12 protein-coding genes are annotated in these 12,791 nt (G+C 68.2%); 10 read left to right on the top strand and 2 right to left on the bottom strand.

The window, feature by feature from the left end; all coding sequences use genetic code 11:
- Positions 1–24 precede the first annotated feature (24 nt).
- Positions 25–843, top strand: a complete 819-nt coding sequence (locus tag G6N37_RS11085; RefSeq protein WP_163684915.1) for a GntR family transcriptional regulator — start codon at positions 25–27, stop codon at positions 841–843.
- Here G6N37_RS11085 and G6N37_RS11080 read toward each other — a convergent pair.
- Entirely contained in the window at positions 840–1,715 is an 876-nt protein-coding gene (locus G6N37_RS11080; RefSeq protein WP_163679896.1) for a PfkB family carbohydrate kinase, read from the bottom strand. The two genes, G6N37_RS11085 and G6N37_RS11080, sit on opposite strands and share 4 nt — an antisense overlap.
- Positions 1,716–1,805: 90 nt before the next feature.
- Positions 1,806–2,483 carry a cation transporter gene (locus tag G6N37_RS11075; protein ID WP_163679891.1) on the bottom strand — a complete coding sequence of 226 codons (678 nt, stop codon included), beginning with the start codon at positions 2,481–2,483 and terminating at the stop codon, positions 1,806–1,808.
- A gap of 149 nt (positions 2,484–2,632) precedes the next feature.
- Here G6N37_RS11075 and G6N37_RS11070 point away from each other — a divergent pair, with 149 nt between their 5' ends.
- From G6N37_RS11070 to octT, 9 genes are all read left to right on the top strand, one after another.
- The gene (locus G6N37_RS11070) at positions 2,633–4,861 is read left to right on the top strand and encodes an adenylate/guanylate cyclase domain-containing protein (RefSeq protein WP_163679887.1); all 2,229 of its coding nucleotides are present in this window, start codon (positions 2,633–2,635) and stop codon (positions 4,859–4,861) included.
- Positions 4,858–6,303 (top strand): mechanosensitive ion channel domain-containing protein, encoded by a 1,446-nt coding sequence (locus tag G6N37_RS11065; RefSeq protein ID WP_163679886.1) that lies wholly within the window; start codon positions 4,858–4,860, stop codon positions 6,301–6,303. Before G6N37_RS11070 ends, G6N37_RS11065 begins: the two co-directional genes overlap by 4 nt.
- A gap of 102 nt (positions 6,304–6,405) precedes the next feature.
- The gene (locus G6N37_RS11060) at positions 6,406–7,689 is read left to right on the top strand and encodes a glutamate-5-semialdehyde dehydrogenase (protein ID WP_163679883.1); all 1,284 of its coding nucleotides are present in this window, start codon (positions 6,406–6,408) and stop codon (positions 7,687–7,689) included.
- A gap of 37 nt (positions 7,690–7,726) precedes the next feature.
- Entirely contained in the window at positions 7,727–8,602 is an 876-nt protein-coding gene (locus G6N37_RS11055; RefSeq protein ID WP_163679880.1) for an AAA family ATPase, read from the top strand.
- Positions 8,603–8,612: 10 nt separating this feature from the next.
- Positions 8,613–10,061 (top strand): vWA domain-containing protein, encoded by a 1,449-nt coding sequence (locus G6N37_RS11050; protein ID WP_163679878.1) that lies wholly within the window; start codon positions 8,613–8,615, stop codon positions 10,059–10,061.
- Between the two features lie 163 nt (positions 10,062–10,224).
- Positions 10,225–10,881, top strand: a complete 657-nt coding sequence (gene nadD, locus G6N37_RS11045; RefSeq protein ID WP_264066221.1) for a nicotinate-nucleotide adenylyltransferase — start codon at positions 10,225–10,227, stop codon at positions 10,879–10,881.
- Positions 10,878–11,270, top strand: coding sequence for a ribosome silencing factor (rsfS, locus tag G6N37_RS11040; RefSeq protein ID WP_163679871.1), 393 nt, complete (start codon positions 10,878–10,880; stop codon positions 11,268–11,270). The genes nadD and rsfS overlap by 4 nt, the downstream gene beginning before the upstream one ends.
- Complete coding sequence (gpgP, locus tag G6N37_RS11035; RefSeq protein WP_163679852.1) at positions 11,267–11,950, top strand: glucosyl-3-phosphoglycerate phosphatase; 684 nt, start codon at positions 11,267–11,269, stop codon at positions 11,948–11,950. The genes rsfS and gpgP overlap by 4 nt, the downstream gene beginning before the upstream one ends.
- A complete protein-coding gene (gene octT, locus G6N37_RS11030) occupies positions 11,940–12,791 on the top strand; it encodes a diglucosylglycerate octanoyltransferase (protein ID WP_163679849.1) in 852 nt (283 codons plus the stop codon). The genes gpgP and octT overlap by 11 nt, the downstream gene beginning before the upstream one ends.

Raw genomic sequence — 12,791 nt, 5'->3', positions numbered from 1 at the left:
TGCAAGGGAGGCCGTGTGGAAGCATTGACCACCGTGCAGCAGGACAGAGCAGGGCCGGTCTCGGCGGCGGCCGGGGTGCCGCTGCACCGGCAGCTGTTCTTGGTGCTGCACGACGAGATCGACCGCGGCGTCATCGGCCCCGGCGACGCGTTGCCCACCGAGCAGACCCTCTGCGACCAGTTCGGCGTATCGCGCATCACCGTGCGCAGGGCGCTGGCGGACCTGGCCGACCGCGGCTACATCGAGCGCAGGCATGGCGTCGGGTCGTTCGTACGGCGACACGACCCGACGGACGTCTCGGACGCATCGGGGGCTGGGCGGTCGTTCATGCAGGGTCTGCGACAGGCGCAATTCGAAACCAAGGTCGAGGTCGTCGAAATCGGGAAGCGCCGCCCGCCGCGCGCCATCGGCGAGGCCCTGGGCACTTCCGACGAGTTGCTCCAGATCGTGCGGGTGCGGCGCCAACGCAGGACCGATGAGCCGTTGATGGTGACCGAAGCCTGGGTGCCGCCGGAGCTGGCCGACGCGCTGACCGAGCCGGAGTTGCGGCGTGCGCCGCTTTACGAGTTGCTGTCGGAGGCGGGCGTCGCCGTGGACCGGGTGCGGCACGAGATCACGGCCGAGATCGCCGGGCCGCGCAACGCGCACCTGCTCGACACGGCCATCGGCGCCGCGCTGCTGCGCGTCAACCGCGTCGCGTTCGTGGCCGGGGCGCCGCATCATTGCGTGTCGACGGTGCTGTCGCCGAGCCGCAGCCGCTTGCTGCTCAGCCAGACGGCCGACGAGATGGAAACCGGCGACAGCCTGAGAATCGCCCACGACGTCGGCGGGCATACCGGCTAGCGGTCGTCGTGCAGCGCCGCGTCGATCGCTTCGGCGTCCGGGGCGCAGTTACCGGCACCCGACACCAGCGTGGCCAGCGCGCCGGCGGCGCAGGCGCGCCGTAACGCGCGCCGCCGCAGGGCGGGCGAACCCGGATTGCGCGGCCAGCTTCCGGCCAGCACTCCGGCGAACACGTCCCCGGCCCCGGTGGTGTCCACCGCGGCTACCGCGGGAGCGGGAACCACGAAATCGCCGTCGGCGCCCACGTACCGGGCTCCGCGCGCACCCAGCGTTGTCACCAAGTGCATTGGGCGCCAGGGCCACTGGTCGGCCTCGGCTTCGTTCACCACGATGACGTCGGCCGCGGTTGCCAGTTCGGGCAGTAGGCTCGGGTCGCCGCCGGCCGGCGAGGCGTTGATGATGACGACCGCCCCGGCCGAACGGGCCTGCCGTGCCGCCGCCACCGCCGCGCGCACCGGAATCTCCAGTTGCGTCAATAACACCTCGGAGCCGGCGATGACGCGTCGCGCTGCCGCATCCAGCGTCAGCCGCCCATTGGCGCCCGGCGCGACCACGATGGTGTTCTCGGCGTTGGCGTCGACGACGACGATGGCCGTGCCACTCGGTCCGGGCGTTTCGGCGAGCGCGTCCAGTCCGACGCCGTTGGCCAGCAGGTGACCGCGCAACCGTTCGCCGGCCGCGTCGTCGCCGACCGCGCCGACGAACTGCACCTGTGCGCCCGCGCGCGCCGCCGCCACGGCCTGATTGGCACCTTTGCCGCCCGGTGCTTGGGTCAGCGACGCCGCCAGCACCGTCTCACCGGGCCGGGGAAGGGCCTCCACGCGCAGCGACAGGTCCATGTTCACGCTGCCGACCACGCAGACTCGTGCCATGACGTTGACGTTAGCGGGTGGCGACTCTCCGCGTACGGAAACCTCCGCGAGGGCCAAAGCGTCTGCAGCGCGGCGGTTTTGGCGCTTGCGTCAGCATCCGCATTCCTCACCGCGCCACGCCTCGAGACCCTCCCGCACCGCAAGGCCGGCGATGACCAAGCCGACCGCGGGGTCCAGCCACCAGCCGCCCGACCAGACGGCGATGACGGCCAGCGCGAGCAACACCGCCGCGGACTGCGCGGCGCACAAATAGTTTTGCGTGCCCTCGCCCGCGGTGGCCCGCGAATCCAGGCGCGCGCCGAGTCTCCGCTTGGCCCATCCCAGAAGGGGCATCAGAACCAGCGCCACGGCGGTCAGGATCATCCCGATCAGCGTGGTCTCGGGGCGGGCCCCGGTGAGCAGATTCCGGATCGATTCGAAAGCGATGTAAGGCGCGATGAGCCAGAACGAAACGGCCACCCCGCGCTGCGCCCGCCGCTCCGAAGTCTCCGACAGCGTGCGTGAACCCGTGAACCGCCACACGACGATCACACTCGCCAGGCCCTCGACCGCGCTGCCGAGCGCCCAGCCGATCAGGGAGATGGAACCGACCGCGAACCCTTGCCACAGGCCGAGCGCGCCCTCCGCGCACATCCAGACCAGGCTGGCCCACGCGAGCCGACGCGCCCAGCGGGCCGCCCACACCCATTCGGCGTCGCGCGCCGGATGTCGGGCGGTCGCGATGTCGGTCGACTCGCAGCCACACCCCTCAGCGCACCCGTCGCCCATAGCGCCAAGGATAAGTGTGCGGTGCTAGGCGAATGAAGACCCACGCGTTCTTCACGCTGAGCGCTTTGCCGCAATCACCCATATCTCGAGACACGCGCGCTAGGGTGCTGCGTGAGCGATGCTGCGGGTCCGAGGAAGGGCGAAGTCGAGTGACATCGAGCGAGCTACAAGACGCGGAGCCGGCTTCCGACCCGGCACCGGCATCCGCCCCGCGCGAAACGGCTGTGGCGCACTCGGGTGAGCCCCGCAAGAGGCATAAGTTCCGCCGTCGTCGGCTTTTCCGGATCGGCCTGCAATCCAAGCTGTTGCTGACGCTGCTGCTCTGCAGCATCCTGTCGATCGGGGTGATCGGTTTCATCGGGGCCTCGTCGGGGCGCAATGCCCTGCGCCAAGTCGAATCCGAACGACTCATCGAACTGCGCGAGTCCCAGGCGCGGCAGGTGCGGTCGCTGTTCAAAGAGGTGACGAATTCGCTCATCGTCTACAGCGGCGGCTTCAGCATCGTCGAGGCGACGACGGCGTTCACCGACGGGTTCGCTCAGTTGTCCAACGCGACCATCACGCCGGCCCAGCAGCAGGCGCTCGTCACCTACTACGACGACAACATGATCAAACCGATCAAGCGAATGACCGGTGAAGAACTCGATCGCAACGCGATCTTCCCGAGTTCCAACGCGCAGAAGTACCTTCAGGCCTACTACACCGCGCCGTACCCGTCGATCTCCGACGCGAGGAAGGTGGAGGACGCCGGCGACGGCAGCGCGTGGTCGGCGGCCAGCGCCCGCTACGGCTTCTACATGCACGACATCGTCACCCGCTTCGAATATCCGGATGCGCTGTTGCTCGACATGCAGGGCAATGTCGTCTTTTCGGTGAACAAGGGCCCCGACCTGGGCACCAACATTCTCACCGGCCCGTACCGGGAATCCAATCTGCGCGACGCATTCCAGAAAGCGTTGCGCTCCAACGACCTCAACTTCGTCTGGATCACCGACTTCCAGCCCTACCAGCCACAGCTCGACGCCCCCACGGCATGGGCGGTGTCGCCGGTGGGGATGAATGGCAAGTTCAACGGCGTCATGGCGCTCCCGCTGCCGATCTCGAAGATCAACCGGATCATGACGGCCGAGAAACACTGGGAGGCCGCCGGGATGGGGCCGGCAACCGAGACCTACCTGGCCGGACCGGACAACCTGATGCGTTCCGACTCAAGGCTTTTCCTGGAGGATCCGGCCGAATACCGGCGTGAGGCCGTGGCATCGGGCACCCCGCCCGACGTGGTGGAGGAAGCGATCCGGCTGGGCGGCACGACGCTGGTGCAGCCCGTCCCGACCGCGGGTCTTCGTGCCGCCCAACGCGGACAGTCCGGGGTCCTCAGCGCCACGGACTATCTGGGCAACAGGGAGTTGGAGGCCTACGGCCCGCTGACCGTACCGAACTCCGACCTGCACTGGTCGATCCTGGCGACGCGGGACAACTCCGACGCGTTCGCGCGCCTGGGTAGGTTCAGCAGGACGGTGGTGTTGGCCGTGTCGATCATGATCTTCGCCATCTGCGTGGCGTCGATGGTGATGGCCCAGCTGATGTTGCGGCCGATCCGCCGGCTGCAGACGGGCACGCAGAAGATCAGCTCCGGCGACTACGAGGTCAACATCCCGGTGACTACGCGTGACGAGATCGGCGATCTCACAGCGGCTTTCAACGAGATGAGCCGCAGCCTGGCGATCAAAGAGGAGTTGCTCAACGAACAGCGCCGGGAGAACGACCGCTTGCTGCTGGCGCTGATGCCCGAGTCCGTCGTCCAGCGATACCGCGAAGGTCAGGAGACCATCGCGCTGGAACACCAAGGCGTGGCCGTCATCTTCGCCGAGATCGTCGGCCTCGACGAGGTTTCCGTGGATGTCTCCGGTGACGAGTTGGTCGGGATCGTCGACGAGCTGTTCCGGCAGTTCGATTCGGCGGCCGACTCCTTGGGCGTCGAGCGGATCCGCACCTTCCACAACGGCTATCTCGCCAGCTGCGGGGTGGTCACGCCGCGGCTGGACAGCATCCACCGCAGCGTCGACTTCGCCGTCGAAATGCGCCACATCATCAGTCGATTCAACGGCCAGTCCGGGCACCAGCTGCGCCTGCGGGTGGGCATCAGCACCGGCGACGTCATCAGCGGACTTGTCGGCCGCTCGGGTCTCGTCTACGACATGTGGGGTGCCGCGGTGAGTCTGGCTTACCGAATGCAAAGTGGCGCAAACCAATCGGGCATCTATGTCACGTCGCAGGTGTACGAGGCGATGCGGGACGTGCGGCAGTTCACGCCGGCGGGCACCATCTCGGTCGGCGGAACCGACCAGGCGATCTACCGGTTGTCGGAGCGATCATGAACTTGTTCCAATCATCGTGGTTCTACTGGGCCATCGGCGTCGCGTTCGGATTCCCGGTCGTTTTGATCCTGCTCACCGAGCTGCATCGCATGCTGCTGCGCCGAAACAGCCACCTGGCCAGGCAGATAAGCCTGCTGCGCAACTACCTGCTGCCGCTGGGTGCGCTGTTGCTGCTGCTCGTCAAGGCTTCGCAGGTGCCGGCCGGGGATGGCGCGGTGCGGATCCTCACGACGATGTTCGGCCTGCTGGTGTTGGTGCTGGTGCTGTCCGCCCTGAACGCCACGGTATTCGAGGGGGCGCCCGAAGAGAGCTGGCGCAAACGACTGCCCACCATCTTCGTCGACGTCGCCCGCTTCGGGGTCATCGGCGTCGGCCTGACGGTGATGCTGTCCTTGATCTGGGGCGTCCGGATCGGCGGCTTGTTCACCGCGTTGGGCGTCACATCGGTGGTCATCGGCCTGATGCTGCAGAACTCCGTCGGCCAGGTCGTGTCCGGCTTGTTCCTGCTGTTCGAGCAGCCGTTCCGGATCGACGAATGGCTGGACACTGGCACGGCGCGGGGGCGCGTCGTCGAGGTGAACTGGCGATCGGTGCACATCGACACCGGCAGCGGAATCCGCATCATGCCCAACTCGATGCTGGCCAGCACCTCGTTCACCAACCTCAGTCGCCCGTCCCGCGCGTATGACTGCGCGATCACCACCAAGTTCGCGGCCGGCGATTCCCCGGACAAGGTGTGCGCGATGCTGACGCGGATCGCCGCGGCGCTGCCGGCCCGCAAAGCCGAAATCCTGCCCACCACGGTGGCCTTGGGCGGCGCCCAGTACCGCACGACCATCCGGTTGATCTCTCCGGCCGACGCCGAAGCCACCGAAGCGACCTTCCTGCGCTGGGCTTGGTATGCCGCGCGGCGGGCGCGCCTGCGGCTCGACGGTGCCGACGACGACTACTCCACCAAACAACGCGTGGAAAAGGCGTTGCGCACGGTGGTCGCGCCCGCGTTGCGGCTCAGTCATACCGATCAGCAATCGCTGGTCCCGTACGCGAAGATCGTCCGCTACGGTGCGGACGAGATTCTCGAGTCCGCCGGGCAGGTCTCGCCCGGCATGACCTTCTTGGTGGCCGGCCGGGTGCGCTTGACCGCGACGACCGACGACGGGTCGGTGGTGCCCGTCACCACGCTGGACGAGGGATCGTTCCTCGGCCTGACCGCGCTCACCCGCCAGCCCAACCTCGCCGGCGCGTACGCGCTGGACGAGGTGACGGCGCTACAGATCGATCGTGAGCACCTCGAGCATCTGGTGATGCGTAAGCCGTTGCTGCTGCAAGACTTAGGGCGGCTCATCGAGGAGCGGCAAACCAAGGTGCGACAGGTGACTCAGCATGAGCGGATCGGCCCGACCCGCCCCGGGGCACCGACGCCGGCGAAACCGCTCCGCTGACCCGGCGAGCGGGACTTGCTCGTCGGCACGTTACGCATGGAGCGGATGCCGTAATACCCGGGCCGCCTCACCCGGCCGGCTAAGGCCCGCTACCCTGGTTCAATGAGTCTGCAAGCACCCTTTCGCAGCGGAGAGGCTCAGCAGGGAGAGGCCGACTTGCGCCGGGAGGTGCACAACGCCGCTCGCCGCGCCCGGGTCGCCTCCCGCGTCCTGGCACTGTTGCCCACCGTCGCCAAGGACCAGGCGCTGCGCTCCGCGGCCGGCGCGATAGCGGCCCACACCGAATTGATCCTCTCGGCCAACGCCGAAGATCTCAGCGCCGCCGAAGCCGTCGGCACACCGACAGCGATGCTCGACCGCCTGGCGCTCGACGCCAAACGGGTCGAGGGCATCGCCGCCGGCCTGCGCCAGGTCGCCGGGTTACCCGACCCGGTAGGGGAGGTGCTGCGCGGCTACACCCTGCCCAACGGTTTGCATCTGCGGCAGCAGCGCGTGCCGCTCGGGGTCGTCGGCATGATCTATGAGGGCCGGCCCAACGTCACCGTCGACGCCTTCGGCCTGGCGCTCAAGTCGGGCAACGCGGTGTTGTTGCGCGGAAGTTCCTCGGCGGCGCGATCCAACCAGGCGCTGGTGCAAGTGCTGCGGGCTTCGCTGGTCAGCGAGGACCTGCCGGCCGATGCGGTGCAACTGCTTTCGGCCGCCGACCGCGCCACGGTGACGCACCTGATCCAGGCCCGCGGCCTGGTCGACGTGGTGATACCGCGTGGGGGAGCGAGTTTGATCAACGCGGTGGTCCGCGACGCGCAGGTGCCCACGATCGAGACCGGCGTCGGCAACTGCCACGTGTATGTGCACGAAGGGGCCGACCTGGATGTCGCGGAACGCATCCTGCTGAACTCCAAAACCCGCCGGCCCAGCGTCTGCAACGCCGCCGAGACGCTGTTGGTGGACGCCGCGATCGCCAAGAAGGCGCTGCCGCGGCTGGTGGCCGCCCTCGAGGATGCGGGTGTGACCGTGCACGGAGGGTTCTCAGCGGATGCGGCGGAGGACGACCTGCGCCGTGAGTACCTGTCGATGGACATCGCGGTCGCGGTGGTCGACGGCATCGACGCCGCGATCGCTCACATCAACGAGTACGGAACCGGACACACCGAAGCGATCGTCACCAGCAATATGGCCGCGGCGCAACGGTTTAGCGACGGTGTGGACGCCGCCGCGGTGATGATCAACGCGTCGACGGCCTTCACCGACGGTGAGCAGTTCGGTTTCGGCGCCGAAATCGGCATCTCCACCCAGAAATTGCATGCGCGGGGTCCGATGGGGCTGCCGGAGCTGACCTCGACCAAATGGATCGCGTGGGGCGACGGGCAAGTCCGTCCCGCCTGATACTCGCGACGCAAAGTGCTTTAGGAGAACTGAGATAGTGAGCGTGCCCGCCCGGCCCAAGCCGTTGTTCGCCGACATCGAAGACGTCTCGAGGCGGTTGGCCGAGACCGGATACCTGCCCGACACCGCCACCGCGACCGCGGTGTTCCTGGCCGACCGGTTGGGCAAGCCGCTGCTGGTGGAGGGCCCCGCCGGTGTGGGCAAGACCGAGCTGGCCCGTGCCGTGGCTCAGGCGACCGGCTCGGGGCTGGTCCGCTTGCAGTGCTACGAGGGGGTGGACGAGGCGCGCGCGCTGTATGAGTGGAACCACGCCAAGCAGATACTTCGTATTCAGGCGGGCTCGGGCGACTGGGATCAGACCAAGGACGACGTGTTCAGCGAGGAATTTCTGCTGCAGCGCCCGTTGTTGACGGCCATCCGGCGCACCGAGCCCACGGTGCTGCTGATCGACGAAACCGACAAGGCCGACATCGAAATCGAGGGTTTGCTGCTCGAGGTGCTTTCCGACTTCGCGGTGACCGTCCCGGAACTGGGCACGATCGCCGCGGAACGGACACCGTTCGTGGTGCTGACCTCCAACGCCACCCGGGAACTGTCCGAGGCCCTCAAGCGTCGTTGCCTGTTCTTGCACATCGACTTTCCCAGCCCCGAATTGGAACGCCGCATTTTGTTGTCGCGGGTGCCCGAGTTGCCGCAGCACCTCGCCGAGGAACTGGTGCGCATCATCGGCGTGCTGCGCGGCATGCAACTCAAGAAGGTGCCGTCCATCGCCGAGACCATCGACTGGGGCCGCACGCTGCTCGCGTTGGGCCTGGACACCATCGACGACTCCGTCGTCGCCGCCACCCTCGGCGTGGTCCTCAAACATCAATCCGACCAGCAGCGCGCGACCGGCGAGCTGCGGTTGAACTAGGAACGCACCGATGGCCCCTCGCCGCATCCGGCCCACCCGGCCACTCGCCCCGCACGGACTGCCCGGACATCTGGTCGGTTTCGTGGAAGCGCTTCGCGGAGTTGGCATTTCGGTTGGTCCATCCGAGACTGTGGATGCCGGCCGGGTGATGGCCACCCTGGGTTTGAGCGACCGTGAAGTGCTGCGCGAAGGCATCGCCTGCGCCGTGTTGCGTCGCCCCGATCACCGCGAGACCTACGACGCCATGTTCGACCTGTGGTTCCCCGCTGCGCTGGGCGCACGCGCGGTCGTCACCGACGCGGACGGCGACGGGGCGCCAGGCGATGACGCGTTGCCGCCCGACGATGTCGAGGCGATGCGCCAGATGCTCCTCGACCTGCTCACCGAGAACCCCGACCTCGCCGGCATGGACGATCGGCTGGTCGAGATGATCGCGCGCATCGTGGAGGCGTACGGCAAATACAGTTCCAGCCGCGGCCCGTCGTTCTCCTCGTACCAGGCGCTCAAGGCGATGGCGCTGGACGAATTGGAGGGCAAGTTGCTGGCGGGGCTGCTGGCGCCCTATGGCGACGAGCCGACGCCCACCCAGGAGCAGATCGCCAAAGCGCTCGCCGCGCAGCGGATCACGCAACTTCGCAAGCTGGTCGACGCCGAGACCAAGCGGCGCACCGCCGAACAACTCGGCCGCGACCACGTGCAGATGTACGGCATCCCACAGCTTTCCGAGAACGTCGAGTTCCTGCGCGCCTCCGGTGAGCAGCTGCGCCAGATGCAACGGGTGGTGGCCCCGCTGGCCCGCACGCTGGCCACCCGGCTGGCCGCCCGGCGGCGACGCAGCCGCGCCGGGGTGATCGACCTGCGTAAGACGCTGCGCAAGTCGATGTCCACCGGCGGAGTGCCGATCGACGTGGTGCTGGCCAAACCCCGCCCGGCGCGACCCGAATTGGTGGTGCTGTGCGACGTGTCCGGCTCCGTGGCCGGCTTCAGCCATTTCACCCTGCTGCTGGTACACGCTCTGCGCCAACAGTTTTCGCGCGTCCGGGTGTTCGCGTTCATCGACACCACCGACGAGGTGACCCACATGTTCGGGCCCGAAGCCGATCTGGCCGTGGCGATCCAGCGGATCACCCGGGAGGCCGGGGTGTACAGCCGCGACGGGCATTCCGACTACGGCAACGCGTTCGCGTCGTTCGTGCAGGCGTTCCCCAATGTGCTGTCGCCGCGCAGCTCGCTGCTGGTGCTCGGGGACGGCCGCACCAACTACCGCAACCCCGAGACCGAGCTGTTGTCCCACATGGTGACGGCCAGCCGCCACGCGCACTGGCTCAATCCCGAGCCCAGGCACCTGTGGGGCAGCGGCGACTCGGCGGTGCCGCGCTACCAGGAGGTCATCACGATGCACGAGTGCCGGTCGGCCAAGCAGCTCGCCGCGGTGATCGACCAGCTGCTGCCGGTGTAGGGTCCGTCGCCCGGCGGGCTGTCACACCGGCCCCGGTAGTCCCCAGGCCGGGAAGTGTCCCCTGTTGTGCCCGCCTTCTCGCGACAACCGGACGGCCGCGGCCGGGCTGAGAAATCGGGCCGGACCGCCGCCTCAAGTAAGCTGGCAAATCGTGCAAAAGGAGCTGCGCAGGCTGGGTGTGATGGGTGGGACGTTCGATCCCATCCATTACGGGCACCTGGTCGCCGCCAGCGAGGTCGCCGACCTGTTCGACCTCGACGAAGTGGTGTTCGTGCCCAGCGGCCAGCCCTGGCAGAAGGATCGGCACGTGTCCGCCGCGGAGGACCGGTACCTGATGACCGTGATCGCCACCGCGTCCAACCCCCGCTTCTCGGTGAGCCGGGTCGACATCGACCGCGCCGGGCCCACCTACACCAAGGACACGCTGCGGGATCTGCACGCCCTCAACCCCGATTCGCAGCTGTACTTCATCACCGGCGCCGACGCGCTCGCCTCCATCCTGTCGTGGCAGGGCTGGCAGGAGATGTTCGACTTGGCACGGTTCGTTGGCGTCAGCCGGCCCGGATACGAGCTGCGCCGTGAACACGTCACCGGCGTGCTGGGCGAGCTGGCCGACGACGTCCTGACGCTCGTGGAGATCCCGGCGCTGGCGATCTCGTCGACCGATTGCCGTCTGCGCGCCGAGCAGCGCCGCCCCCTGTGGTACCTGATGCCCGATGGCGTCGTGCAGTACGTCTCCAAGCGCCGGTTGTATCGCGCCGGCGAAGAATCGAAGGACGCCGTGAGCCGCTCGACCCTGCCCGCCGGGAACAACACGTGACCGCCACCCGGGAGGCCATCGACATGGCGACCGTGGCGGCCGGCGCGGCCGCCGCGAAGCTGGCCGACGACGTCGTCGTGATCGACGTGTCGGGTCAGCTGGTCATCACGGACTGCTTCGTCATCGCGTCGGCCTCCAACGAGCGGCAGGTCAACGCCATCGTCGACGAGGTCGAGGAGAAGATGCGCCGGGCCGGTTACAAGCCGGCGCGCCGCGAGGGCACCCGAGAGGGGCGCTGGACGCTGCTGGACTACCGCGACATCGTGGTGCACATCCAGCACCAGGACGACCGCGACTTCTACGCCCTGGACCGGTTGTGGGGTGACTGCCCGGTGGTGCCGGTGGACCTGGCCGAGGTTCCCGAAGAAGATTCGGCGGGCACGCAATGACCATTCGTCGCCTGATCATGTTGCGGCACGGGCAAACCGAGTTCAACGCAGGCAGCCGGATGCAGGGCCAGCTCGATTCCCAACTCAGCGAACTCGGCCGGGCGCAAGCGATCGCCGCCGCCGAGGTGCTGGGCAAGCTGCAGCCGTTGCTGATCGTGTCGTCGGATCTGCATCGCGCCTACGACACGGCCATCAGGCTGGGGGAGCGGACCGGCCTGCCCATCCGGGTGGACCCGCGGCTGCGCGAGACCCATCTGGGCGACTGGCAGGGATTGACGCACACCGAGGTCGACGCGCAGGCCCCCGGGGCCCGGCTGGCCTGGCGAGAAGACGCCACCTGGGCACCGCATGGCGGCGAGAGCCGGGTCGACGTCGCCGCCCGCAGCGTGCCGTTGGTCGCCGAATTGGCGTCCGGCGAGCCGGAATGGGGCGACCCGCAGCATGCGGACCGGCCCGTGGTGCTGGTGGCCCACGGTGGCCTGATCGCCGCGCTGTCCGCCGCGCTGTTGAAGCTTCCCGTGGCCAACTGGCCGACATTGGGCGGCATGGGCAATGCCAGCTGGGTGCAGCTTTCCGGCCATTCGGACGACCCCGGCGCCTCAGACGCGGATTTCGACGCTATCCGCTGGCGCCTCGACGTGTGGAACGCTTCGGCGCAGGTGTCCAACGATGTCCTCTGACGCCCGGCCCACCCTGCTGATATTCGCCGACTCGCTGGCCTACTACGGGCCCACCGGCGGGCTGCCCGCCGACGATCCCCGTATCTGGCCCAATATCGTTGCCGCACAACTCGGTTGGGATGTGGAGCTGATCGGCCGTATCGGCTGGACCTGCCGGGACATCTGGTGGGCGGCTACCCAGGACCCGCGTGCCTGGGCCGCGCTGCCCAGGGCCGGCGCGGTGATCTTCGCGACCGGCGGCATGGATTCGCTGCCGTCGGTGCTGCCGACCGCCCTGCGCGAGTTGATCCGCTATGTGCGCCCGCCGCGGCTGCGGCGCTGGGTCCGCGACGGCTACGGCTGGCTGCAGCCCAGGCTCTCACCGGTGGCCCGCTCCGCGCTGCCCCCGCACCTCAGCGCCGAGTACCTCGAACAGACGCGCGGCGCAATCGACTTCAACCGCCCCGGCATCCCCATCGTGGCGTCCCTGCCGTCGGTGCACATCGCCGACACCTACGCCCGCGCCCACCACGGCCGCCCGGGAACCGTAGCGGCGATCACCGAGTGGGCCCAAAGCCACGATGTTCCCCTGGTGGATCTCAAAGCGGCTGTGGCCGAACACATCATGAGTGGGCGGGGAAATCCCGACGGCATTCACTGGAATTTCGAAGCCCACCAGGCGGTGGCCGAGTTGATGCTCAAGGCGCTGGCCGAGGCCGGCGTGGCGACGATGCAGAGCGCGCAGCGCGATGAGGAGAAGCCGCGCATTCAGACCGGCGTGGCGACGATGCAGAGCGCGCAGCGCGATGAGGAGAAGCCGCGCATTCAGACCGGCGTGGCGACCGACGAGCCGCGCGGATAG

Origin of the sequence: Mycobacterium seoulense, from assembly GCF_010731595.1 — a bacterium.
GTDB classification, from domain to species: Bacteria; Actinomycetota; Actinomycetes; order Mycobacteriales; family Mycobacteriaceae; genus Mycobacterium; species Mycobacterium seoulense.
Note: the sequence above shows the minus strand (reverse complement) of the source record. Positions and strands in the feature narration are given on the sequence as shown.